Origin of the sequence: Hyphomonas sp. (genome assembly GCF_965284475.1) — a bacterium.
GTDB lineage: Bacteria > Pseudomonadota > Alphaproteobacteria > Caulobacterales > Hyphomonadaceae > Hyphomonas.
The window spans coordinates 239,059-262,836 of the sequence record NZ_OZ260087.1 but is presented as its reverse complement, the minus strand read 5'-3'; the positions used below and the strand labels follow the sequence as shown (position 1 = coordinate 262,836).

Here is a 23,778-nt window from a genome sequence, read left to right as displayed (position 1 = left end):
TTGTTTTGCTAGTGTTGCGTTGAGGCTATGAGCTCGAACGAGCGAAGCCGTGCCTTGTGATCATAGACATCAGACACAATGATCAGTTCGTCGGCCCCGGTTTCTTCCGTCAGGGCCGCGATCCCGGCGCGTACGGTGTCCGGTGATCCGACAATCGACCGGGCCAGCATGTTCTGTGCCTGCGCTTTTTCCGAAGCGCTCCAATAGGTGTCGATATCGTCAATGGGTGGCTGGCTGAGCATGCGTGTGCCGCGCAGCAGATTGGCAAAGGACATCTTCTGCGTCGTCGCCAGCCTTTCGGCTTCTGCGTCCGTATCCGCTGCGATGATGTTCACGCCGACCATCGCGTAAGGCTTTGTCAATTGCTCCGATGGCTTGAACCGGCTGCGATAGATCTGCAGCGCCGACATCAGGTGAGCCGGGGCGAAATGCGAAGCGAACGCGTAGGGCAGGCCCAGTTCAGCCGCGAGCATCGCGCCAAAATGGCTGGAGCCGAGAATCCATAGCGGCACATTTGTACCGGCAGCCGGCACGGCCTGGACACGCTGGCCGGGCTGGAGAGGGCCAAGGAAAGCCTGAAGCTCCATGACGTCCTGCGGAAACCGTTCGGAGGCCTCGGCCGTTGTCCGCAGCGCGCGGATGGTGATCTGGTCCGTGCCGGGCGCACGGCCGAGCCCGAGGTCGATCCTTCCGGGAAACAGCCGCTCCAGGGTTCCGAACTGCTCGGCAATCACGATGGGGGAATGGTTGGGCAACATGATGCCGCCGGCGCCGACCCGGATCTTTTTCGATCCCGCCGCAATGTGGGCGATCACCAGTGATGTCGCGGCGCTGGCGATGCCGGCCATGTTGTGGTGCTCGGCAATCCAGATGCGATTATAGTCCCAGGTTTCGGCATGGGCGGCCAGGTCACGCGCATTGTCCATGGCCGTGCGCGCATCCGCGTCCTGTGTGACGCGGACAAGATCGAGAATGGACAATAATGGCATGTGCGGCTCCAGGGCTGCGTGGCCGCGATCCGCATGTTCGGTTCGGGTGCACGCTCTCTTACCACTTGGGCATCAATTCAGGCGAAGTCAAAAGCCCCGGTAAATTGACCCTGCGGAACCTTCTTTGTTGACGCGGGGCCAACGTCGGGACGCCGCCAATTCACATTGATATGAATTTTGGAACCCCTTACCAAAGGGCCATTCTGCCTTGCGAGGCGCCACAAGAGCTAATGAAGCGGAGCCCGCCATGCCCGGCACAAACGTGCTTTCCGACATCCGTATCGCCGACATGACGACGGTGATTTTTGGTCCCTATTGCACGCAAACGCTTGCGGACATGGGGGCCGATGTCATCAAGGTTGAGCCTGCGGCAGGCGATGATTTCCGCAATGTCGGCAAGCCTGTGAACACGCGCGGCATGGGCCCGTGCCACCTGACGATCAACCGGGGCAAGCGGTCGGTCGTATGGGACCTGAAAACAGATGAGGGCAAGACGGCCATCACAAAGCTGATTCAGAAAAGTGACGTCTTTATTCATAATGTGCGGGAAGATGCCGTCGCCCGCATCGGTCTTACCTTTGACGAGGTCAAGGCGATCAAGCCTGACATTGTCTACGTCCACTGCACGGGCTTCGGGTCCGGTGGCCCCTATGCCGGTCGGCCAGCCTATGATGATCTGATCCAGGGTCTGTCCGGCACAGCCAGCCTGCTGCCGCGTGTGGATGGAAATCCTGCGCCGCGTTTCCTGCCCATGGCGATCGCGGACAAGGTGTCAGGCCTGCATGCCGTGTACGCGACACTGGCAGCCTTGCGCCAGCGCGACCGGACGGGTGAGGCCGTGCATGTGGAAGTGCCCATGCTGGAATGCGTCACGCACTTCCTGCTCGAAGAGCATCTTTACGGTGAGACTTTCGATCCGCCCAACGGCCCAGTCTGCTACCAGCGCCAGGTTGATCCATCCCGGCAGCCCCTGCAGACGGCCGATGGCTGGATGACCATTGCACCTTATGTCGATGCGCGCTGGATTCGGCTTTTCGACGTGCTGGAAGCCCCGCAGGAGCTGCAGGATGAGCGTTTGAACGACCGTCGTGGCCGCTATCACAACATGCCCTATATGATGGAGCGCGTTCAGGCCTATCTGGTCCGGAAGCCGACCCAATTCTGGCTGGATGCCTTCACCGAGGCAGACATTCCCGCTGCGCGTGTCAACGATATCGGTGAATTGCGCGACGATCCCCATCTTCAGGCCGTCGGTTTCTTTCAGAAGCGAACGCATCCGACGGAAGGCGACTATTGGGAAACACAACCGCCCGTCATATTTCGAGGCCAGGATGCTCGCGCAATATCCCCCGCGCCGCTCATAGGAGAGCAAACCGACGCGGTTCTTGCGGAACTGGGCCTGCCCAGCATGACCAGATCCGGCCAAAAGGCCTGATCCGCACCAATTTTCAGGTAAACTTATCGTCATCGTTATAAGGGCGTTGGCATTTTCTTGCTATACTTGCGCCTGAGATCAGAATTGGCTTTCCTGCAAACCGACCTATCTGGAAAAGCAGGGTTATTTCCTGACACGCATCGGCACGGCATTCGTCTTGGTTGAACGGGTGTTTCCGTAACACCAGAAGGCTCTTGTATGGCAAATCCTGCGACAGGCTTGAAACGTTTCCGACTTCTCGCCTTGGTCGCCGGGCTGGCAGCCATGCTGGGCGTCGCTTTGCCGTCTGCAGCGCAGGGCCGGGCGCCTGCGAGCGTGTTTGTCGCCGAGGTCGCCGAACAGGATTTCGCAATGCGCATCGAAGCCCTCGGCACACTCATGGCCAATGAACGCGTCGAACTGACGCTGAATGTCGCCGACAGGGTGACCGCCATCTATTTTGATGATGGTGAGCGTGTGCCTGCCGGCAAGACGCTTCTGTCGCTGGCGCAGCGTGAACAGGTGGCCTTGGTCGAAGCGGCCGAAGCCAATGCCGATGAGGCCCGGCGCCAGTTTGAGCGCGCACAGCAGCTTTCAGCGCAGGATGCCGTCGCGCAGACGGTGCTTGATGCGGCACGGCGCGATCTCGACAATGCCACGGCCCAGTTGCGGGCTGTTCAGGTTCGCCAGAAAGACCGCGTTCTCATCGCGCCATTTGCAGGTGTCCTTGGCTTTCGCATGGTCAGCGTCGGCACCTATGTGCGCCCGGGAGACGTTGTTGCCACCCTGGTCGATGACAGTGAAATGAAACTCGACTTTTCGGTGCCATCGACATTCCTGGCTTCGCTGAAACCGGGCGTCAAAGTCACGGCGTCAACCGCAGACATCGAGGGCATGACCTTCTCCGGTGTCATCGACAGCGTCGACAATACGATCGACCCCGTCACGCGGTCGGTTCGTGTGCGCGCAATCCTGCCGAATCCCGACCAGACCCTGAAAGCGGGCATGTTCATGCGGGTGACCATTATGGCCGATCCGCGTACGGCGCTGGCCATTCCTGAAGGCGCCATCCAGCCATTAGGCCCCGATAATTTCGTGTTCCTGGCGGAAGAGGAAGGCGGCAAGATTGTTGCGCGCCAGCACAAGATCCAGATCGGCCTTCGCCAGAACGCCAGCGTTGAGGTCCTGTCGGGCCTCCAGGCTGGTGACCGCATTATTACCGAAGGTGCCATTCGCGTGCGCGAGGGGGCCGAGGTGATCGTGCGTGACCGCTCGGCCGTGTTGCGCGGATCATCCGGCAACGGCGCCGCAGCGAATGCACAGTAGCCCGGATGCTGCTATCTGACATCTCGGTAAAGCGGCCAGTCTTCGCTTCGGTCCTGTCCCTGATCCTGATCATTTTCGGGCTGGTCGCTTATGAGCGCCTGCCCCTGCGGGAATATCCCGATATTGACGCGCCAATCGTGTCCGTCGACACGCGTTACCCCGGCGCCTCGGCTGACGTTATCGAGAGCCGCATCACCCGTGTCATCGAGGACCGTATCGCCGGCGTCTCAGGCATCAGGTTCATAAACTCCAATTCGACCGATGGGCGATCACGTATCAGCATCGAATTCAGCATCGATCAGGATATTGATTCCGCAGCCAATGACATTCGCGACCGGGTTTCCGGGGTTCTCGATCAGTTACCTCCCGAAGCTGACCCGCCCGAGATCGAGAAGGCGGATGCCAATGATGACGTTATCATCTGGCTGAATCTTGCCAGCGAAAATATGACCACGCCTGAACTCTCGGATTATGCTGACCGGTATCTCGTGGACAGGTTCTCGGCGCTCGACGGTGTTGCGCGGGTGCGTGTTGGCGGTTCGCGCGACTATGCATTGCGCGTCTGGATCAACCGGCGCGCCCTGGCATCGCGCAATCTCGCGATCAGTGACATCGAGCGCGCCTTGCGAAGTGAGAATATCGAGGCCCCGGCCGGCAGCCTGGAATCAGACACGCGCACCTATACGGTGCGCATTGAACGGGCCTTCCGGACACCACAGGATTTTGCCGGACTGGTCATCGCGCAGGGCGATGACGGCTACCTCGTGCGGCTGGGGGATGTTGCGCGCGTGGAGCGGGGCACCGCTGAAGACCGCAATATTTTCCGTGGCAATGGTGTTCCCATGGTCGGGATGGGCATCAGCAAGCAGTCAACGGCGAATACGGTCGATGTCGCGCAGGCGGCACGCGAACTCGCAGACCGATTGAACGAGACGCTGCCCGAAGGAATGGTCATCGCGCGCAGCTATGATTCATCCGTCTTTATTGACGCGTCCATTCGCGAGGTTTTCAATACGCTGTTCATCGCCGTTGGGCTGGTGACGCTTGTGATCTTCCTGTTCCTCGGCAGCCTGCGTTCGACGATCGTTCCGGCCATTACCGTTCCGATCTCCATCTTTTCGACGTTCATCGTCCTGTTTGCGCTCGGTCTTTCGATCAACCTTTTAACCCTGTTGGCCCTCGTCCTCGCCATCGGTCTGGTGGTCGATGACGCCATTGTGGTTCTGGAGAATATCTATCGGCGCATGGACGAGCTGGGCGAGTCCCCTCTGGTCGCGTCCTATCGCGGTGCGCGCCAGGTCGGCTTTGCCGTCATCGCGACGACGCTCGTCCTGATCTCGGTCTTCATCCCCATCACATTCCTTGAGGGCAATGTCGGGCGCCTGTTCACCGAGTTTGCCCTGACCATGTCAGCGGCCGTCGCCTTCTCGAGTCTTCTGTCGCTGACGCTCGTGCCAATGCTGTCGTCCAAGCTTCTCAAGCCAAAGGCGACGTCCGGCATCCTGCGGATCGTGCCCTATGTGATCGACGGCGCGTTTTCCCGCCTGAAGGCCGGCTACGGGTGGATACTTGACCGGCTCATCTATCGGCCGATCCTGGTATCGGTCTTCCTTATCGGCATATTTGGCGGTGCAGTCGTGCTGTTCCAGAACATCAATGAGGAATACGTGCCGCGAGAGGATCGCGGCAGCTTCTTCATCAGTGTGAGGGGTGAAGAGGGCGCGTCCTTTGAATACATGTCCACCTATATGGACGAGATTGAGCGCAGGTTGCTGCCCTATGCGGAGTCGGGTGAGGCGCAGCGCCTTCTCGTCCGCGCGCCCGGCTTTGGCTCAGCCGGGTTCAATGAGGGCTTTGTCATCGTTGTGCTGAATGACTGGGCCGAACGGCGCCCGGCTGACACGATCATCAACGAGATCAATGGAAATCTCTCGGATCTGCCAGGCATACGCGCCTTTGCGATCATGCGGCAGGGGCTGGGAGGCGGCAGCGGAAAGCCAATCCAGTTCGTGATAGGCGGGCCGTCCTATGACCAGTTGACCGAATGGCGCGATACGCTGGTTGCGGCGCTGGAGGCCGACAATCCCGGGCTGGTCGATATCGACTGGGACTACAAGGAGACCCAGCCCCAGTTCCGCGTGGCCATCGACTATGAACGCGCCGCTGATCTCGGCGTCACCGTGGCGGAGGTTGGTACGACATTGCAGACCATGCTCGGCTCACGCCGCGTCACGACGTATACCGACAATGGCGAAGAATATGATGTCATCCTCGAAGGGCTGCGCTCCGAACAGAACTCTCCGACCGACATTCAGAACATCTATGTGCGGTCAACGCGATCCGGCGAGTTGATACCGCTGTCCAGCCTGACCACGATCCAGTCGATTGCCGACAGCCCCAGTCTCAATCGCTATAACAGGGTAAGGTCGATCACGATCGAAGCAGGGCTCGCGCCCGGCGTATCGCTTGGCGAGGCGCTGGATGGCATGGAGCGCATCGCCCGGGACGTGCTGCCTGCCGAGGCGCAGATTGACTTCAAGGGACAGTCACTGGAATTCAGGGAATCCGGCAGCTCGATCATGTTCGTGTTTGCGATCGGACTGGTGATCGTCTTTCTTGTGCTGGCCGCCCAGTTCGAAAGCTACCGACACCCCATCATCATCATGCTCTGCGTGCCTGCGACCATTGCAGGGGGCCTGCTTGGCCTCTGGCTGACAGGTAACACGATCAACATCTATACGCAGATCGGCCTCATCATGCTGGTCGGCCTGTCAGCCAAGAATGGCATTCTCATCGTGGAGTTTGCCAACCAGTTGCGTGACCAGGGCATGGAATTCGACAAGGCGCTGCGTGAGGCCGCACTGGCACGGTTCCGGCCCATCGTGATGACCGGCCTGACGACGGCCGCCGGTTCGCTTCCACTCATCCTGTCTGCCGGCGCTGGCGCGGAAACCCGTCAGGCGATCGGTGTCGTCATCCTGTTTGGCGTCATCACGGCGGTCGTCATCACCGTCCTGTTCGTGCCGACCACCTATGCGCTCCTTGCGCGCCGGTCCGGCTCGCCCGGCGATGTCGCACGCAAGCTTGAGCAGGAAGCGGAAGAGGCTGATCTTGCTGGCGCTCCTGCCGAATAGGGGGCTTTTCAGCTGGAGTCGGCACGATAAAGCGGGCAAACTGATGGCGACCCCTGCAGGACTTGAACCTGCAACCGTCGGATTAGAAGTCCGGTGCTCTATCCAGTTGAGCTAAGGGGTCGGGTCAGTGACGCGCCCTTAGTGCGTCCAGGGCTGCTTGCGGTCAAACGAGAAATTCTCGCTGTACGTCTTGACCAGCCGCTTGCGCTCGCGGGCTTCTTCAACCCGGAATGTCATGCCTTCGCGCTGGGCGTATTCAACGGCTTGTTCCTGCGTGTCGAATTCGAGGCGAACCTGGCCCGACGTATCGTCGATGCTGGTCCATCCCATCAGCGGATCTGCGCTGCGGCGGACACCGGGTTTGACGAATTCTAGCACCCAGGCCCTGGTCTTTCCCCGGCCGGACGTCATCGCGCTCTTGGTGGGTCTGTAGATCCGCGCTTCCATCTGCCAGCCTCATGTCTTCGAGAAGGTTTTGGTCGGAGCGAGAGGATTCGAACCTCCGACCCTCTGGTCCCAAACCAGATGCGCTACCAGGCTGCGCTACGCTCCGGAGTCCCGTAATAATGAGCGTGCTGGCGCGCGCAAGCCCCTTTTGTCTGTTATTTTCAACAGTTTTGCGGACAGCTGAAAAAATCCGGCCAAACAAGGCTCTATTCACGCTGTTCGGCTGAAGAAGGTCAGGTCTTGGGCTTCTTCATGCGCATCAGGCCCTCTTGCGCAACACTGGCAACCAGCTTGCCCTGTCGGTTATATATGCTGCCCCGGTTGAAACTGCGGCCGCTGCCGGCAAACGGGCTGTCCATCGCGTATAGGTGCCAGTCGGAGAATGTAACCGGTGCATGGAACCAGATGGCATGGTCGAGGCTCGCAGACATCAGCTTCGGATCAAACCAGGTCAGTCCGTGCGGCCGGTTGCCTGTGCCAAGCAGGCTCATGTCGGAGGCATAGGCGAGCAGGCACTGGTGAAGTGCCGGATCGTCGCCCACCTCACGGGCCACCCGGAACCAGACCTGATGCACGTCGCTTGACGGTTCCGGATGGAACAGGTCGAGCGGCGAAACATCGCGCATTTCGATATCGCGTTCGCGCGTGAATTCCTCACGCAGGCGGTCCGGCACCTTGTCGACAATTTCCAGGCGCCGCTCGCGCAGTTCCTTGAGCGACTCAGGGGGCGGCACGTCGGGCATGTCGTGCTGGTGTTCCCAGCTGTCTTCGGCCACCTGGAAGCTGGCCGCGAGGTTGAATATCTGCTTGCCGTGCTGAATCGCAACGACCCGCCGCGTGGTGAAGCTGCCGCCGTCCCGCGCGTGGTCGACCTGGTAGATGATCGGAACTTTCGGGTCGCCAGGCCGGATGAAATAGGCGTGGAGGGAGTGGCACATCCGGTCAGTTACCGTGCGCTGGGCAGCGACAAGCGCTTGCGCAATCACCTGACCGCCGAACACGCGCTGGTTGGCACGCTCGTCCGGGCTCTGGCCGCGAAAGAGGTCGAGCTCCAGCCGCTCGATATCCAGCAATTCCAAGAGGTTTCCGACAGGATCAGACATCGCGCGCACTCCGTTTCGCATCGACCGGACCTATCAGAGACGCCTGCGCCTGCAAACCCGTCATTGCGGGCCGATGGCTGCACCCCTTTGACAATTCAGCCAATCCCGCGTTCACCTTGTCGAGAATAGTGATTTCGGGCCGAAATGCGCCCGTCCGCCTGCAGGATAATGTCTATATGAATTTCGTTTCCATTCTTGTCCGCGAAGTCAAATACTTCCTCTCAGTACGTGCCCTCACGAAATGGACCGGTGATATCAGCCCGGATTCGCAAAACCTTGTCCCCGATGACATCGAGGGCGTGGTCGACAGGCATGGGGCCAATGTCGCGTTCCGCTTCGAAGGGACGCTGACCACGTATGACGAGTTCGACGCGCGCGCCAACCGTATCGCCAACTGGGCGCTGGAGCAGGGGCTCAAGGCGGGAGACTGCGTTGCCCTGTTCATGGAAAACCGGCCCGACTATGTCGCGGTATGGTACGGCATGTCCAAGATCGGCGTCGTCACCGCGCTGATCAACTCGAATCTCGAGGGCGATTCGCTCGCGCACTGCATCAATATTTCCGGAGCAAAGCATGTCATCACCGGAACCGAGCAAGACAATGTGATCCGCGGTTCGCAGGGCCTGTTCACCGCCAGCCCACCGGTCTGGACACTTGGCGGGACCGAGGGGGCTGACCTTGAGGCCGCGATGGCGGGCGTCTCCGCCGCGCGGCCGTCCCGCGAACACCGCGCGGCGCTTTTTGGCCGCGACCTCTGCCTCTATGTCTATACATCCGGCACGACGGGCCTGCCGAAAGCCGCCAAGCTTACCTATGCCCGCACGCAAGGCATGATGCGCAGCTTCATTGCGCCCTGCAACATCACCGAGCGGGATCGCATCTATCTGACACTGCCGCTCTATCATGGCACGGGTGGCCTCTGCGGTGTTGGCCAGGCGGTGATGACCGGAGCGTCGATCATCCTTCGCCGCAAGTTTTCGGCGAGTGCCTTCTGGGACGAGGCAACCGACCAGGGCGCCACGTCCATCGTCTATATCGGCGAGTTGTGCCGCTACCTGCTGAACCAGTCGCCGCACCCGAAGGAGCGGGCGCACAAGATCCGCACCGGTTTCGGCAACGGCCTGCGACCGGAAGTCTGGGCGGAGTTTCTCGAACGCTTCAAGATCCCTCACCTTTGCGAATTCTATGGTTCGACCGAAGGCAATGTCAGCTTCCTCAACTTTGACGGCAAGGTCGGCGCAGTGGGCCGCATTCCGGGCTGGCTGGAGAAGCAGTTCGCGAATATTGCCTTTGTGAAGTTTGACATCGAGACAGAAGAGCCTGTGCGCAATGCTGAAGGCTTTTGCATCCGCACGGATGTCGATGAGGCTGGCGAGGCGCTCGGCCTCATCGGAGAAGATGTCCGCCACCGTTTCGAAGGCTATAATGACGAACAGGCCACCAAGAAGAAGATCCTCAAGGACGTGTTCGAGAAGGGCGACATGTGGTTCCGCACCGGCGACCTCATGCGCAAGGACAAGGATGGTTATATCTACTTTGTCGACCGGATCGGGGACACGTTCCGGTGGAAGGGCGAGAACGTTTCCACGAATGAGGTCGGTGAAGCGCTATCCAGCATTCCGGGCATCGCCACGGCCAATGTCTATGGGGTTCCGCTTCCGGGCTATGACGGCAAGGCGGGCATGGCGGCTGTGACGACGGATGACGACGTTGATTTTGAAGGGCTCTACAAGGCGCTGGACGAGAAGCTGCCGCCCTATGCCATCCCAATCTTCATCCGGATCCAGCGTGATGCCGAGACGACCGGCACGTTCAAGTATCGCAAGGTGGAGCTGGTCCAGGACGGCTTCAACGTGGATGACGTGACAGATCCGATCTGGATGTATCATCCTGAACGCAAGGAATATGTGCCGTTCACGCAAGATCGCTTTGACTCGCTCCGGTCCGGCGCCTTCAAGTTCTAGCGTCTAGCCTGAACGCGCCATCCGCTGTTCCAGGCGCGTTGAAAACCACGAGATGATCCGGCGCCAGATCTCGTCCTTCATCACGGCGCCTTCGACATCATGGTCGATGCTCGGATTGTCATTGATCTCAATGATCACGACGCCCTTGTCGGTTTCTTTCAGGTCCACGCCGTAAAGGCCGTCGCCGATCAGGCGCGCCGCACGCACAGCGACGTCGACAACATCCGGCGGGGCATCCTCGACCGGCATCGTCGTGAAGCCGCCTTCGGTTGTCTTGCCGCCGGGGGCGTGCTTGACGATCTGCCAGTGGCCACGGGCCATCCGGTACTGGCAGGCATAGAGCGGTTCGCCGTTCAGTACGCCGATACGCCAGTCGAACTTGGTCGGCATGAATTCCTGGGCAATCACCAGCGCGGTGTCGTTGAACATGCCTTTGACGGCCGTTTTCAGTTCCTCCAGCGTCGTCGCCTTGACCATATGGTTCCCGAACGACCCGTCCGGTGTCTTCAGGATGACGGGGGATCCAAGCACGGCAAACGCGGCGGCCAGGTCTGACTTCTCGTCAAGGATTTCGGTCCGGGGAATTGGCAGGCCCGCCTTCTCCAGGATTTCCTTCAGGTAGACTTTGTTGGTGCAGCGGATCATCGAATGCGTATCGTCGATAACCGGCATGCCTTCCTGCTCGGCTCGGCGCGCGAACCGATAAGTGAAATTGTCGATGGAGGTCGTCGCGCGAATGAACAGCGCGTCAAATTCGGCCAGGCTGGTCAGGTCCGACGGCTCGATCAGCTCGACTTCCACGCCCATCTTGGCGGCGACATCGGCGAGGCGCTTGATAGAGGCGGGCTTGGACGGCGCATGCTGTTCCTTCGGATCGACCAGAACGGCCAGCGACCACTTGGCCGGCGTGCGGGTTTTTGGCGCGCTGATCCGGCCGCTCGTATAGGTCGCCATCGCCTCGAGGAAAAAGGTGCGCCTTGCGTCCTTCAATTTGTGCGGTGACATCATGCGAACCCGAGCAATGCCGCTTGGTGCACTCTCGTCGAACTCGACTTCCAACGCAGGCGTCCGGAACCAGTCTGACACTTCCCTGGCAAGCTTTTCGTAACCGGGAACTTCCGATTTCGAGAAGGCCACAAACAGGCTGGAAATTTCAGGCGCGCCCTTGGCCCGGGCCTCGCGCACCCGCTCGCCCAGGTCGGGCAGGGCGTGGGCATAGAGTCCCTTGGCCGACAGTTCGACCATGGTCTGCACACTGGGACTGACGCGGTGCCCGCGGGCTTCGCCTAAGAGGGACGCATAATAACCTTCCGACTGGTAGGCGTATGACCGCGACAGGTTCAGGACATAGGGTCGGCGTCCGGCGAACAAAGCCGGTTTGGAGATGTAGTCACTGACCCGCAGAACCTTGTGAGGTGTTTCGGCTTGTGAAATATCGCTCGCTGATTCGACGAGGATCACCCAGTCGGTCATCGGCTCGAACTTTCGGAACTGCCCAGAGGCTTCTCCATCCGCACCGCGGTCTCTCCATTCGGGTAATAGCCAGGCACGCGCGCAATTACGCGATAACCGCTGCGCTCGTAAAGCAGAATAGCATTCTGGTTTGATTCGCGCGCTTCCAGACGCATGCGTTCGCATCCTTTTTGTTTGGCCGCAGCCTCGCCAGCCGCCAGGAGCTGCCGGGCAATACCCTTGCCCCGCAATTCCGGCGCGACAGACAGTGTGTACAGTCGTGCCGCCCGGCTGCCTCGTCGAAAAAGCAACACGGCTGCCCCCACGACGGTTCCGTCCAGAACCGCGACATGCGCGACCGTGTGTCCAATCAGAAGGCGTTTCCAGGTCCGTTTCGCGAAGCGGTCTTCGTCAGGAAAGGAGTCTTCAATGCCGACCAGCGCATCCAGATCAGCTGCCGAAGCCAGTCGAATTTGCACCGCGCCGGCATCGCTCATGCGCGCACCATGTCATCCCGGTGAATAATGGCGGGGCGGCCGCGATAGCCGAGGGCGGCTTCAACTTCGTCGCTTTGCAGGCCGAGTATGCGCAGGATGTCGGCTGAACCATAGGATGTCACGCCCTTGGCGATCGTCTTGCCGTCAGCCAACCTGACCGCCACTGCAGCTCCCCGCTCGAACACCCCGTCCACCCCCGTCACCCCCACGGCCAGCAGGCTCGCTCCCGCCTGCAGGGCCCGTGCAGCGCCCGCGTCCACGATCAGCGTGCCTTCGGGCTTCAAATGGCCCATCAACCAGGCTTCGCGTGCCGTGGCTGGTGTAATGTTGGCGACAATCAGCGTCGACAGCGCGCCGTTCTCGATGGCTCGGAGCGGCTGGTCCCGGTTGCCCCGCGTGATAATCGTCGAACACCCCGCAGCATGCGCTATCCTGGCCGCTGCCAGCTTGGTTACCATGCCGCCAGACCCCACACCAGACGCCACATTGGCGCCCGTTGCCATGGCATCGTGCTCGGCAGAAAGTTCTTTAAGAACAGGGATGTGTGTCGCGTTCGGGTCCGTATTCGGGTCTGCCGTGTACAATCCGTCAATGTCAGACAAGAGGACCAGCAGATCCGCGCCCATCATCTGCGCCACCCGCGCCGCCAGACGGTCATTGTCTCCATAACGGATTTCATCCGTCGCAACCGTGTCATTCTCATTGATCACCGGCACAATGCCCGCGTCGAGCAACGTATCCAGCGTTGCCCGAGCATTCAGCCAGCGCCGGCGTATTTCGGTGTCGCTCAATGTGAGCAGCGCCTGTCCGACGGTCACGCCATGCGGGGCGAAGGCCCCTGCAAGCGCAGCCATCAGGCGCGGCTGCCCGATCGCCGCTGCCGCCTGTTTCTGGTCCAATCGGGCAGGGGAGGGTGAACCGAGGTCAACCCGTCCCAGCGCCACTGCGCCAGACGACACAAGGATAACCTCCTTGCCCCGTGCGCGCAGATCAGCAATGTCGGTTGCCAGTCGCGCCAGCCAGTCGGTACGCGCAGCCCCGCGGTCGGCCATCAGTGCGGAGCCTGTCTTTACAACGATCCGCTTTGCATTCTGGAACACATCCCGTGTCATGTGCAAACACTCATCCGGTACTGGAAATTTGGCCAGCCCTGTGCTGTGTGGACTGCTAATCCCGATCCACTTTCGACAAGGCCGAACCGATGCCCCAATTCGACATGATTCTTCTCACGCCTGAGGCTGCTGCCGGAGCGGATATCCTTGAGCACACCGCTGGCAGCCCCGTGCGTGAAGGCGGCGGCGACGAGACCTATCGCTGCGGATCCTGCAAGACCACGCTTCTTGTGAATGTCGGCCATCACGACGCGCATGGCGTTGTGATCAAATGCGGCAAGTGCGGGCGCCTCAATACAGAGCCGCACCATCATCATCACTAGCGCGCGCCGCGCGGCGCTCAGGGGGACCATGACCCGTCCTCGTCCGCGCCATCTGCCTCAGCTTCAGCCTGCAGTCCCAGATGTTTTACAATCGCAAAGAGCGCCTCGCGAACGCCGGTCCCGGTGACACCTGAGATAAGAAGCGGCTTGCCCTTATAGGCTTTCTTAAGCTGCTTGACCTGCTCGGCGACAAGTTCCGGGTTCAGCGCATCAATCTTGTTCAGGCCGACGATTTCGGGTCGCTCGGCCAGTTCCGGGCTGTAATCCTCCAGCTCCTTGCGGATCGTGCGATATGCCTCAGCCGGGTTGTCCTGGGTGCAGTCGATCAGATGCAGCAGCACCTTGCAGCGCTCGATATGCCCGAGAAAACGATGGCCGAGACCGGCGCCTTCGGCGGCGCCTTCGATCAGGCCCGGAATATCTGCCAGCACGAAACGCGTGTTCGGACCAAGGTCGACCACGCCCAGGCCAGGATCAAGCGTGGTGAAAGGATAGTCGGCGATCTTGGGATTTGCGGCCGTTACGGCGCTCAGGAAGGTCGATTTGCCGGCATTCGGCAGTCCGACAAGCCCGGCGTCTGCGATCAGTTTCAGGCGCAGCCACAACCAGCGCTCCTCGCCTTCTTCGCCGGCATTGGCCCGGCGCGGCGCCTGGTTTGTCGATGACTTGAAGCGAAGATTGCCCCAGCCGCCATTGCCGCCGGTGGCCAGCAGGACACGCTGTCCCACTTCCGTCAGGTCTGCAATCAGCGTTTCCTGGTCATCCTCGAAAATCTGGGTCCCGATCGGCAGTTTCAGCGTGACGTCATCACCCTTGGCGCCGGTGCGCTGCTTGCCCATGCCGTGACCGCCACGCTTGGCCTTGTGATGTTGCTGATAGCGATAGTCGATCAGCGTGTTGAGGCCGTCGACTGCCTCGGCCCACACATCACCTCCACGCCCCCCATCGCCCCCGTCAGGACCGCCATACTCGACATACTTCTCGCGCCGGAACGAGACGCACCCCGCTCCGCCGCCGCCGGATTTGATATAGACTTTGGCCTGATCAAGAAATTTCATCGGGTCCTCTTACGCGTTTCGCGCGATCCGCGCCATGTCGAAGTGATCAACCGCTTCGCCCCTGCCGAGGGAAAACAGTTTGCTGCGGCCGGCCCGCATGAAGCCGAGCTTTTGCAAGACCCGCCCTGATGCCGGATTGTCCGCAAAGTGGCCCGACAGAAAGGCAGTCTCGCCCCGCCGTTCCAGCCATGAGAGCAGGGCCGCTGCCGCTTCCGTGGTCAGGCCCTTGCCCCAAGCTGAGGGCGAGAGCCAGTAGCCGATCGTGAAAGGCAAGCCGGCCACCTTCCGGTTCGCCCCAATGACCCCGACAAGTTCGCCGTCCAGGATCATCGCCCTGACATGTTCACGGTCTGACGTTGCGGCGGCGCCATGACCGGCAATCCAGCCCAGTGTCTGGGCCTTGCACTGGCCAGGCGCCACGCTGGCAAGCATGCGGTAGACGCCGGGATTCTGCACCACCTGCGTGATCGGGCCGGCATCAACAGGCCCGACCGGCCTTAACAGCAGCCGCTGCGTCCTCATTTCGTCACTCATCTTCGCCTCCTCAGGGCAGGACAAGGGCAGGGGAGGGCAAAGAAAAAGGGGAAGCAGTGGCCTGCCTCCCCTTCGGAATGATCGACTTTCGCGATCCGGCCACGTTCCCGCGGCCGCGCTGTCAGCCGCTATTCTGCTGCGTTCGCGAGCGGTACAATATTTACGTACATGCGGCCGCCGGTCTTCTTGGCAAACTCGATCTTGCCTTCGGTCAGCGCAAACAGGGTGTGGTCGCGGCCCATGCCGACGCCCTTGCCCGGATATTTCTGCGTACCGCGCTGGCGCACGATGATATTTCCCGGAACGACGTGCTCGCCGCCATACTTCTTGACGCCAAGGTATTTCGGGTTCGAATCGCGACCGTTACGTGACGAGCCGCCTGATTTTTTGTGAGCCATACTCTGCTCCTGTCCTGTCTGAAGGGGCTTATAGCGCCCTTATGCGTCCTTGGCGAATTCTTGAGCCTGTGCGACCCAGCCGTCTTTTTCAAAACGGCCAGTCAGGCTCAGCTGTTCTTCGAGTTCGGCAATCTGCGGCTCGGTGAGGGCAGCGATCTGCGAGAATGTCGTAATTCCGGCAGCGTTCAGCTTTTTCTCGAGCGCGGGGCCGACACCGGTCATCTTTTTCAGATTGTCGGCGGAAGTGCCTTCTGCGGCCGGCGCGCCTGCTGCTGCAGGCTTCGGAGCCTCAGCGGCGGCCGTTTCAGCCTTTGGGGCGGCTTCTTTCTTGGCAGCAGGCTTTTTCGCAGGCTTGGCGCCGTCAGCATTGATCGACGTGATCGTCACGGTCGTCAGGTGCTGCTTGTGGCCGATTGTGCGGCGATAAGTCTGGCGCTGGCGCTTCTTGCGCGTGATCAGCTTGGGACCGCGCATGTGCTCTGCGATTTCGCCGGAAACAGTCGCGCCAGCCACGAGAGGCGCGCCAACCGTAACGGACTCACCGCTTCCGAGCATCAGGACGTTGTCGAACGTCACGTCTTTACCGGCTTCAGTATCCAGTTTCTCAATGACGATCGTGTCGCCCTCGGAAACTTTGTACTGCTTGCCACCTGTCTTGATGACCGCGAACATGGGTCTCATCCTTCCGGCATGAAATCAAAATGGAATACGCGCGAAACCGTTGCCGGTCCGCGCCTGAAGCGGGGGGTAAACACCAAACCGGACCTGCTGTCAAATGTCATCTTCAGGCGATTTCAGGTGGTTGAAATCTTCTTGCAGTCAGTATAGGTCACCTCCCTTCCCACCGGGGCGCGGAGAGGTGCTAGAGTGGTTGAATAGGTTAGTCTCGAAAACTAATGTGCTCGCAAGGGTACCCAGGGTTCGAATCCCTGTCTCTCCGCCAGCCAGTCTTTGTCCGACCCGGACACAGCATCTCATTGGCAATGTCCCAGGATTCGCACCTGGTGTTTCAACTTGAACGGCCTCAGTGCATGCCTACACTGGCGCGAGGCGATAGGGTCAAAACACTTGGATAATCTATTGAGACAATTGCCGCAGATGCAAGCGCTCCTGGAAAAAGCGCACATCCGGGCGTTACTTCAGACTTACACACGCCCGGAGGTTACGCGGGCTCTTCGTTCTATGCTTGAAGCCCTGCGTGGCAGCGTGCGGTCGGGCGCCAGGACCAGCCTCCCTGATTTCGAGAGCGAAACCTTTGCCACCAGCCTTGCCAGTTCGATCGAAGCGCGGCGTCGGCCGAGTATGCGCTCGGTCATCAATGCGACGGGCATTATCATCCATACCAATCTCGGCCGGGCGCGTCTCGCGCCTGAAGCGATAGCCGCTATGCAGGAAGTTGGGGCAAACTATTCAAACCTTGAGGTCGACCTCAATACCGGAAAGCGAGGCTCCCGCTACGCCCATGTCGAAGATCTCATCTGCGACCTGACGGGTGCTGAAGCCGCCCTCGTCGTGAACAATTGCGCTGCGGCTGTTTTGCTCAGCCTGATGGCAACTGCGCAGGGTAAGAAAGTCATCGCGTCACGTGGTGAACTGATCGAAATTGGTGGTGCTTTTCGGCTGCCTGACGTCATCGAGCAAAGTGGTGCGATCCTCAAAGAAGTCGGCTCGACAAATAAAACCCGTGCCTCGGACTATGAGCGCGCCATAGACAGCGAGACGGCTGTCATCCTAAAAAGTCACACGAGTAATTTCCGCGTCGTCGGATTTACGTCAGCACCCAAGCGAGAAGATCTCGCCCTGCTTGCGCGCAATACAGACACCATCCTCATGGAAGACCTCGGCAGTGGCGTCCTGATCGACCTGTCCGCCTATGGTTTGCGCGATGAACCTGTCGTGTCTGACATCCTGAGGTCGGGGGTCGATCTTGTCATGTTTTCGGGTGACAAACTGCTCGGCGGTCCCCAGTCAGGTATTATTGCCGGACGCGCCGATCTGGTGGGTAGCCTGAAGGCTCACCCGCTCTGCCGGGCTGTGCGAATTGACAAGCTCTCGCTCGCGGCGCTCGAGGCAACACTCCGGCTCTACCGGGAACCTCACAATCCTCTCCAAAGCGTGCCTGTCCTTCGGGCCATCGCACAAACCGTCGGTGAAGTTCGCGCGCGAGCCGACTGGCTTGCCGACGCGCTCATCGCGTCTGGTCTGGAAGACGTAACCGTTGCCAAGAGCGCAGCCTATGTCGGCGGAGGTTCTCTCCCCCAGCAAGATCTGGAAAGCTATGCCGTCTCTCTGTCTGCACCGTCTTATACCGCGGATGCGCTTGTTGCTGCCCTGCGCTCCAACGAAATTCCAATCATAGGTCTCATCAGGGGTGACCGCTTCGTGATGGACGCCCGCACCCTCAACGATGAAGATCTGCCCATTGTCATGCATGCGTTTCGCGGTGTCCGCGCACGATGAAGACTTGTCCGGTCATTGTCATAGGGCACGTTGATCACGGGAAAACCTCATTGGTGCGCGCGCTTACGGGTATGGAAACCGACAGGTTGCCGGAGGAAAAGGCACGTGGGCTCTCGATCACGCCAGGCTTTGCCTACCGACAGTGCGGCGATGTCATGGTCGACTTCATCGACGCCCCCGGTCATGAAGACTTCGTCCGCGCCATGGTCTCCGGCGCATCTGGTGCCCGCGCAGCGCTTCTTGTCATATCCGCAGCAGATGGCGTCCAGGCACAAACTCTGGAGCACCTTCAAATTGTGGAATCGCTCGGCATCCATGAGGCAATTGTTGCCGTCACCAAGTCAGATCGGGTGCCCAATACTGAACACGCTACCCGGGAAGCCGAGCTGCGCGCCGCGTTGTCAGGCACTCGATATCACGACGCACAAATCATTTTCTGCTCGTCCACAACGGGGCAGGGAATAGGAGCGCTTGGCGATGCACTGGGCCACCTTGGCCTCGGGCCAACCGGCACCGAACCAGTTTCTGCGGCCTTTCTTCCTGTCGACCGTGTCTTCGTTGCGCAAGGGCGTGGCACCGTTGTCACGGGGACGCTGCGTGGTGGATCGATACGGGTAGATGATGCCCTTGTCCTTGCCTCCAAACAGCGATCCACAACCATCCGCGGGATACAGGTGCGCGGTCAGGAAACATCTCAGGCCAATCCCGGCGAGCGCGTCGCGCTTAACCTGCGAGGCATCGCGGCCATTGAAATCAAGCCCGGTGACATTGTGCATGCCCCGGACACATTCGCTCCTTCCAGTCAATGTGATGTTTCTATCAGCCTGTCCCCCAGCGCCCGCCGTCCCCTCAAGCACATGCAGCAGGTCCGGGTCATGCATGGCACCGCCCATTCTGTCGCGAGCCTCCGCCTCTTTGAGGGAGAGCAATTAAGCCCAGGCGCATCGGCCTTTGCCCGGCTTCGCTTCCCTGCGGCCATCACCAACTTTGCCGGCCAGCATGCAATCATCCGCTGCCTTTCACCAGCTGAGACGATCGGCGGAGCGATAATACTCGATCCCTTTGCGGCCTCGAACAAGGCCAGCAAAAAGCAACGGCTCGAGACCCTGAAAGCGGCACAGCTTGGCGACACTCGTGGGATCGCGGCAGCTCTCGCTCGAGAACATATGGGGATTGCGCGTATCGCCGACATCTGCCGCCTTGCACGCAGTCCTGCTGCAAGCGTGCGCGAGGAGTTGGCAGCGATGTTTATAGACGTCACGGACACTCTTGTCGCGGAGTCATCCACTGTTGAAGAGGTCAAAGAAGCATATATTGCGCGACTTCAATCCTATCATGCGACGTGCCTGCTCAAGCCACTCGCACCGCGTGCTCACATGCATGTCCCGCACACAGCACAGGCGCTGATCGAGCTTGTCGAGGCGATGCTCGTCTTGGAGGGAAAGCTGGTTATTTCCGGTACTGATGTGGCTTTGCCAACTCACGCTCCCCTCCACTACCTGACAGTGCAGCAACAAGAGCGCATGGCCTGCATGGCCGCAAAACTGAAGGAATCGGGTCTTGCGCCTCCTTCGCCAGATTCATTCATTACAGGCCCTGACGACGCCGACCTCCTTGCCCTGCTCATTCACGAAGGAACGGCCATTCGCCTGAACAATGTCTCACTAAGGCAATCTCTCGCGTTTCACGCTGACGCCATTGCCGCTGCGGCCAGAACACTCAGGTCCGCCTATCCGGGGCAGACCTCCTTTACGACCGGGGAGGCGCGTTCGACCCTGAACACAACCCGCAAGTTTATTGTACCCATTCTTGAGCATCTCGATTCACGAGGCACGACAGTCCGTACTGGCGACACGCGATATATGGCTGACGTTTGACGTACAGCTGGCTGCAGCTACTGTCTGCTGTTCGTGGAGGTGACTGGAGTCTGGTGGCTTCCCTGGTCTTCAAAACCATGGACGCGTCGACAAGACGTGTGGTGGGTTCGATTCCCATCCACCTCCGCCAGCCCCGGCGTCACCCTAGACAAAACTTGTCTCTCCTCCCCAGTATGGCATGTAGCAATGAGGAGTCAGCCCGTGACGGAAACCAAACCGAGTTTCTCTCTGAAGTCTCTATCCGGCGACACTCATACGTTTCCGGGCGACGGCCCGCACCTCGTTGTGTTCGTTAAGGAAGACTGTGAAACGTGCAACACGGCCGCGCCTGTCGTGGAAGCCTTTCACAAGGCTTACGGTGAACAGCTGCGCGTATTGATGCCGGGGCAATCGGGCGCTGACAACGCTACCCTCAAGGAACGGCACGGTCTCATGTTCCCGATCCTCGATGACACATCCTGCAAGGCCTCCTTCGACTGGGACATCGAGATCGTGCCTTCGGTGTTCTGGATAGACGCTAATGGCAGGGTGAGGTCGCAATTCGAGGGTTTCGTTCGTGAAGAATGGGAACGCCTCAGTGCAGACCTGGCCCGGAGCCTGGATGTGCCGCAAGCCCAGATCGACTGGGCAAGCCTCCCGGCGTGGCGTCCCGGATGTGGTTCCAGACATCTTTATCCTGAAGTTTACGACAAGCTCCGCGCAAGCGCAGAGGGAAGTGTGATTCAGGCGCGACGTATCGATATTGCCCCTGCGGACGACGTAAACGAGTTCATGTTCGACCAAGGATTTTCCGATGGTCTGCCGCTCGTGCCGCCAACACCCGAACGGGTCCTGCGAATGCTCGAGGGCACGCATCGCCCTGCGCAAGACCTTGTCGCCACCGTCCCTCCCAATATGGGTGAAGCGACCGTCGAAAAGATTGCCATCAATGCGGTCATGGCGGGATGCAAGCCGGAATACATGCCCGTTATCATCGCCGCCCTGGAGGCCGTCTGTACCGATGCCTTCAATATTCATGGTGTCACGGCCACCACCATGGGCGCAGCGCCAGTGATCGTGGTCAATGGTCCCATCCGTGACAGGATCGGCATGAACAAGGGTCTGGGTGCGCTCGGGTCTGGCAATCGCGCCAACGCAACGATCGGCCGTGCCTTGCGCCTCATCGTCGGCAATGTGGGTGGCGGAAAGCCCGGTGGTGTCGAGCGTTCTACGCTTGGCAATCCGATGAAATACACGATGTGCTTTGCAGAAAACGAAGAACGCTCTCCGTGGCCGCCGCTTCACGTTGAGCGCGGGTTCAAGAAAGAGGATTCGGTCGTTACGGTCTTCGCCATGACAGGCGGCCCGGTCCATATCGTTGACCAGGAATCGCGCAAGCCCGAACAGGTCGCCGGATCTATCGGATTGGGACTGGAGGGGGTGTTTCTGCCGAAATTGAGAAACCTGCCAATAGACGCACTTCTCGTTGTCTGCCCGGAGCACATCGACACGCTGATGAGTGAAGGAGATTACACCAAGGATCGGCTACGCGCCCGAATCCAGGAAGTGACCCGGCGCCCCTTGAGCGAGATGGTTGCCGACGAAATGTCAGGCGCAGGAATCCCCAAGGCAACCGCCGAAAAAATGGGCGGGGGGAAGCTCAAGACTGAAGTGCCGAAATTCGCGGGTCCGGAATATATCCATATTGTTGTGGCGGGATCTGATGCAGGCAAGTTCAGCTCTGCTTTCCATGGGTGGGCGACCGGCGAAATCGGTTCGCAATCTGTGTCGCGCAAGATCGATTTAGGTTAGAAACAGACTCCCAAACAGCTATGCTCAATAGACAAGCGAGCAGAAGAAGGACTGAAAATGACAACAATTCTTGATCCCACTGACGAGCGCAAGCCGGTCGTGCGCCAGGTCACGCCGAGAGCTGGGGTGCTCACCGGTACGGTCGGTCTGCTCGACATCCGCAAGCCCCGCGGCAATGTCTTGCTCGATGAGCTTGAGCGCCAGCTTACGACGACCGTGACCGGCATTACGGTGAAGCGCTATTCGAAGCCAACCTTCACCAAGCCGTGTCCGGATGACCTGCGGCGCGAAATTGCAAGCGAAGTGGACTATCTGGTCGAGGCACTGGCCGATTGAGGTTCCTGTACGACGTGCAGTCTGCACGACACAGTCTGGTTTGAAATCCAGGGAATCCCATCGGTCTCCATCGCTTCGTCCGAGTTCGAGGAAGCTGCCAATTTTCAGCGAAGTGCTCTTGGCATGGAAGACGCACGCTTTGTCCTCGTCCCACATCCTATTCAGGATGCTACGGATGATGAAATGCGAACCAAAGCAAAAAATGCGCTCACCAGCATCATCGACGCGCTCACAAAGTAACAAAGTGGGCTGGAAACGCACTCTGAGCGGCATTTTAAAGGTGAACCGAGATGGCGGTGATTAGTTCAGGCGGTTAACGCAAAAGCCGTTTCGCTGCTTGATCCCCACTCGCGCGCATCTGATCTACCAACCAAGGAATCGCTCAATGGCAAACGATGAATACGGGTACGCTGGCAGTGTCGGGGCAACTGGCCTTGGGGCGCAGGGCAGGGGAGTTTAGACTCAAGAAAGGGTCAAGAACCCGTTTCGCGGCATTGTGCGAGATCGCGTTTCGGATTTGCAAAAGTTGCTGGTGGATTCTGAGGCTTTGCGTTGAGCTGTACGACAAGGCCCGGTACGCGGAAGCCACCGATCCAGGTCTGTAGAAATCGGCTTGATTCACGTTGCTTTTCAAAGCGGGACATCTGCTCCTCCGATGGCGATTACCAAATTGAGTTGAGGGCGACGAAACCATTTTTCAAATTGGATAAATATCTCGAGCTGATAGGAAAAAGGTGTCCTGCGTTCGGTGCGACATGAAGTGGTATTCGCGCGAAAAACCGAACAGCAATTTGCATCTGCCTCGGGCACTGCGAGATGTTGCCGTGTTGAAATTGTTGAAACGCAATATTGCCGGGTGAGAATATTATTCCTGTGCTGCGCGATCCGGAGAACGGTGCACAAACGTTTGTTCTGGAGGTTGGTAGCCCAAATGCGCCACACTGATATAAGAAAAACCTATGAAGGCCACACTATAATTCGAATATTGTTATCGGTATTTCTGGATATCCTGTTCGCTGAGGGAGTCGAACAGGAGATCCATTCATGACGATACTTGCTACAGATGTATTCCAGTTGCCTCCGCAAGAGCAGCTTGCCAGGCCTCGCCGGGTCCGCGCCCCGTTAGGTTTCCGATCCGGGACGTCCGTGATCAGGAGCGCGGCCGGTCCGGATTAAAAAGGAGCTGCCGCGTGAGAGTCGATCGGCTTGGGGGCTCCAACGTACGGGACATGATTGCCGCGTGGGACGGCTCCAACGAGGCCCTGCAGTATCATATCGGGTCGTCGATAAGCTGGGGTCCGTTCGAACTCACCGCTATTTCAGAGTCGTTATGTAGATGCGCGCGACCATTGACTGGAGGCTTGCAGGTTCAGGTGTTTCGGTCCTGAGGCCGAATGGGAAAGTCTTGTTCGCATCATTCTTGTTTCTGTCGCCCGCCTGACAGATTTGTACATATTCTGAGACCGTCGCACGAGGTCGACTCCGATCTAACCTGATATGAGCACCTGCAGGGTAAGAATGAATGCAGACCCGAGACAGGGACACGAAACACCCAACTTGAAA

The 23,778-nt window shown here is 59.4% G+C and carries 19 protein-coding genes and 4 tRNA genes; 10 read left to right on the top strand and 13 right to left on the bottom strand.

Going from position 1 to position 23,778, the window contains the following annotated elements:
• Nucleotides 1-8: 8 nt before the first annotated feature.
• Nucleotides 9-989, bottom strand: a complete 981-nt coding sequence (locus tag ACQ66M_RS01055; protein ID WP_430401426.1) for an LLM class flavin-dependent oxidoreductase — start codon at nucleotides 987-989, stop codon at nucleotides 9-11.
• Between the two features lie 247 nt (nucleotides 990-1,236).
• Between ACQ66M_RS01055 and ACQ66M_RS01050 the strand changes: the two genes are divergently transcribed.
• From ACQ66M_RS01050 to ACQ66M_RS01040, 3 genes are all read left to right on the top strand, one after another.
• Nucleotides 1,237-2,424: a CaiB/BaiF CoA transferase family protein gene (locus ACQ66M_RS01050; protein WP_430401425.1), complete on the top strand. Its 1,188-nt coding sequence runs from the start codon at nucleotides 1,237-1,239 to the stop codon at nucleotides 2,422-2,424.
• A 219-nt stretch (nucleotides 2,425-2,643) separates the two neighbouring features.
• Nucleotides 2,644-3,729, top strand: a complete 1,086-nt coding sequence (locus ACQ66M_RS01045; protein WP_430401424.1) for an efflux RND transporter periplasmic adaptor subunit — start codon at nucleotides 2,644-2,646, stop codon at nucleotides 3,727-3,729.
• Nucleotides 3,730-3,734: 5 nt separating this feature from the next.
• Entirely contained in the window at nucleotides 3,735-6,863 is a 3,129-nt protein-coding gene (locus ACQ66M_RS01040) for an efflux RND transporter permease subunit (protein WP_430401423.1), read from the top strand.
• A gap of 44 nt (nucleotides 6,864-6,907) precedes the next feature.
• Here ACQ66M_RS01040 and ACQ66M_RS01035 read toward each other — a convergent pair.
• From ACQ66M_RS01035 to tesB, 4 genes are all read right to left on the bottom strand, one after another.
• A tRNA-Arg gene (locus ACQ66M_RS01035) sits at nucleotides 6,908-6,984 on the bottom strand.
• Between the two features lie 17 nt (nucleotides 6,985-7,001).
• A complete protein-coding gene (locus tag ACQ66M_RS01030) occupies nucleotides 7,002-7,310 on the bottom strand; it encodes an ETC complex I subunit (protein WP_350170299.1) in 309 nt (102 codons plus the stop codon).
• Nucleotides 7,311-7,339: 29 nt separating this feature from the next.
• Nucleotides 7,340-7,416: transfer RNA gene (locus ACQ66M_RS01025), tRNA-Pro, on the bottom strand.
• Between the two features lie 127 nt (nucleotides 7,417-7,543).
• The gene (tesB, locus tag ACQ66M_RS01020; RefSeq protein ID WP_350170296.1) at nucleotides 7,544-8,413 is read right to left on the bottom strand and encodes an acyl-CoA thioesterase II; all 870 of its coding nucleotides are present in this window, start codon (nucleotides 8,411-8,413) and stop codon (nucleotides 7,544-7,546) included.
• 176 nt (nucleotides 8,414-8,589) lie between these two features.
• Between tesB and ACQ66M_RS01015 the strand changes: the two genes are divergently transcribed.
• The gene (locus ACQ66M_RS01015) at nucleotides 8,590-10,377 is read left to right on the top strand and encodes a long-chain-acyl-CoA synthetase (RefSeq protein WP_350170295.1); all 1,788 of its coding nucleotides are present in this window, start codon (nucleotides 8,590-8,592) and stop codon (nucleotides 10,375-10,377) included.
• Nucleotides 10,378-10,380: 3 nt separating this feature from the next.
• Here ACQ66M_RS01015 and ACQ66M_RS01010 read toward each other — a convergent pair whose 3' ends face one another.
• The 8 genes from ACQ66M_RS01010 to ACQ66M_RS00975 form a co-directional block, all read right to left on the bottom strand.
• Nucleotides 10,381-11,850 carry a RimK family protein gene (locus tag ACQ66M_RS01010; protein ID WP_430401422.1) on the bottom strand — a complete coding sequence of 490 codons (1,470 nt, stop codon included), beginning with the start codon at nucleotides 11,848-11,850 and terminating at the stop codon, nucleotides 10,381-10,383.
• Nucleotides 11,847-12,326, bottom strand: a complete 480-nt coding sequence (locus tag ACQ66M_RS01005) for a GNAT family N-acetyltransferase (RefSeq protein WP_430401421.1) — start codon at nucleotides 12,324-12,326, stop codon at nucleotides 11,847-11,849. Before ACQ66M_RS01005 ends, ACQ66M_RS01010 begins: the two co-directional genes overlap by 4 nt.
• Complete coding sequence (gene proB / locus ACQ66M_RS01000) at nucleotides 12,323-13,438, bottom strand: glutamate 5-kinase (RefSeq protein ID WP_430401420.1); 1,116 nt, start codon at nucleotides 13,436-13,438, stop codon at nucleotides 12,323-12,325. Before proB ends, ACQ66M_RS01005 begins: the two co-directional genes overlap by 4 nt.
• Nucleotides 13,435-13,791, bottom strand: a complete 357-nt coding sequence (locus ACQ66M_RS00995) for a hypothetical protein (RefSeq protein ID WP_430401419.1) — start codon at nucleotides 13,789-13,791, stop codon at nucleotides 13,435-13,437. Before ACQ66M_RS00995 ends, proB begins: the two co-directional genes overlap by 4 nt.
• Nucleotides 13,779-14,819 carry a GTPase ObgE gene (obgE, locus tag ACQ66M_RS00990; protein WP_350170290.1) on the bottom strand — a complete coding sequence of 347 codons (1,041 nt, stop codon included), beginning with the start codon at nucleotides 14,817-14,819 and terminating at the stop codon, nucleotides 13,779-13,781. The genes ACQ66M_RS00995 and obgE overlap by 13 nt, the downstream gene beginning before the upstream one ends.
• A gap of 9 nt (nucleotides 14,820-14,828) precedes the next feature.
• Entirely contained in the window at nucleotides 14,829-15,353 is a 525-nt protein-coding gene (locus tag ACQ66M_RS00985; RefSeq protein ID WP_350170289.1) for a GNAT family N-acetyltransferase, read from the bottom strand.
• 128 nt (nucleotides 15,354-15,481) lie between these two features.
• Complete coding sequence (rpmA, locus tag ACQ66M_RS00980; RefSeq protein ID WP_045693686.1) at nucleotides 15,482-15,751, bottom strand: 50S ribosomal protein L27; 270 nt, start codon at nucleotides 15,749-15,751, stop codon at nucleotides 15,482-15,484.
• Nucleotides 15,752-15,790: 39 nt separating this feature from the next.
• Nucleotides 15,791-16,423 carry a 50S ribosomal protein L21 gene (locus tag ACQ66M_RS00975; protein ID WP_430401418.1) on the bottom strand — a complete coding sequence of 211 codons (633 nt, stop codon included), beginning with the start codon at nucleotides 16,421-16,423 and terminating at the stop codon, nucleotides 15,791-15,793.
• Between the two features lie 181 nt (nucleotides 16,424-16,604).
• On the opposite strand from ACQ66M_RS00975, the gene ACQ66M_RS00970 reads away from it, so the two are divergent.
• From ACQ66M_RS00970 to ACQ66M_RS00945, 6 genes are all read left to right on the top strand, one after another.
• Nucleotides 16,605-16,694, top strand: a tRNA-Ser gene (locus tag ACQ66M_RS00970).
• Nucleotides 16,695-16,765: 71 nt separating this feature from the next.
• Nucleotides 16,766-18,211, top strand: a complete 1,446-nt coding sequence (gene selA / locus ACQ66M_RS00965) for an L-seryl-tRNA(Sec) selenium transferase (RefSeq protein ID WP_430401417.1) — start codon at nucleotides 16,766-16,768, stop codon at nucleotides 18,209-18,211.
• A complete protein-coding gene (gene selB / locus ACQ66M_RS00960) occupies nucleotides 18,208-20,088 on the top strand; it encodes a selenocysteine-specific translation elongation factor (RefSeq protein ID WP_430401416.1) in 1,881 nt (626 codons plus the stop codon). Before selA ends, selB begins: the two co-directional genes overlap by 4 nt.
• Nucleotides 20,089-20,123: 35 nt before the next feature.
• A tRNA-Sec gene (locus tag ACQ66M_RS00955) sits at nucleotides 20,124-20,218 on the top strand.
• 71 nt (nucleotides 20,219-20,289) lie between these two features.
• Nucleotides 20,290-21,879, top strand: coding sequence for a peroxiredoxin family protein (locus ACQ66M_RS00950; protein ID WP_430401415.1), 1,590 nt, complete (start codon nucleotides 20,290-20,292; stop codon nucleotides 21,877-21,879).
• 57 nt (nucleotides 21,880-21,936) lie between these two features.
• Entirely contained in the window at nucleotides 21,937-22,455 is a 519-nt protein-coding gene (locus ACQ66M_RS00945; protein WP_430401414.1) for a UGSC family (seleno)protein, read from the top strand.
• Nucleotides 22,456-23,778 lie beyond the last annotated feature (1,323 nt).

Bases quoted from the DNA above. Each gene is read 5' to 3' on its own strand.
- ACQ66M_RS01055 (WP_430401426.1), bottom strand. From the start codon at position 989: ATGCCATTATTGTCCATTCTCGATCTTGTCCGCGTCACACAGGACGCG.
- ACQ66M_RS01050 (WP_430401425.1), top strand. From the start codon at position 1,237: ATGCCCGGCACAAACGTGCTTTCCGACATCCGTATCGCCGACATGACG.
- ACQ66M_RS01040 (WP_430401423.1), top strand. From the start codon at position 3,735: ATGCTGCTATCTGACATCTCGGTAAAGCGGCCAGTCTTCGCTTCGGTC.
- ACQ66M_RS01030 (WP_350170299.1), bottom strand. From the start codon at position 7,310: ATGGAAGCGCGGATCTACAGACCCACCAAGAGCGCGATGACGTCCGGC.
- tesB (WP_350170296.1), bottom strand. From the start codon at position 8,413: ATGTCTGATCCTGTCGGAAACCTCTTGGAATTGCTGGATATCGAGCGG.
- ACQ66M_RS01015 (WP_350170295.1), top strand. From the start codon at position 8,590: ATGAATTTCGTTTCCATTCTTGTCCGCGAAGTCAAATACTTCCTCTCA.
- ACQ66M_RS01010 (WP_430401422.1), bottom strand. From the start codon at position 11,850: ATGACCGACTGGGTGATCCTCGTCGAATCAGCGAGCGATATTTCACAA.
- ACQ66M_RS01005 (WP_430401421.1), bottom strand. From the start codon at position 12,326: ATGAGCGATGCCGGCGCGGTGCAAATTCGACTGGCTTCGGCAGCTGAT.
- proB (WP_430401420.1), bottom strand. From the start codon at position 13,438: ATGACACGGGATGTGTTCCAGAATGCAAAGCGGATCGTTGTAAAGACA.
- ACQ66M_RS00995 (WP_430401419.1), bottom strand. From the start codon at position 13,791: ATGGTCCCCCTGAGCGCCGCGCGGCGCGCGCTAGTGATGATGATGGTG.
- obgE (WP_350170290.1), bottom strand. From the start codon at position 14,819: ATGAAATTTCTTGATCAGGCCAAAGTCTATATCAAATCCGGCGGCGGC.
- ACQ66M_RS00985 (WP_350170289.1), bottom strand. From the start codon at position 15,353: ATGAGTGACGAAATGAGGACGCAGCGGCTGCTGTTAAGGCCGGTCGGG.
- rpmA (WP_045693686.1), bottom strand. From the start codon at position 15,751: ATGGCTCACAAAAAATCAGGCGGCTCGTCACGTAACGGTCGCGATTCG.
- ACQ66M_RS00975 (WP_430401418.1), bottom strand. From the start codon at position 16,423: ATGTTCGCGGTCATCAAGACAGGTGGCAAGCAGTACAAAGTTTCCGAG.
- selB (WP_430401416.1), top strand. From the start codon at position 18,208: ATGAAGACTTGTCCGGTCATTGTCATAGGGCACGTTGATCACGGGAAA.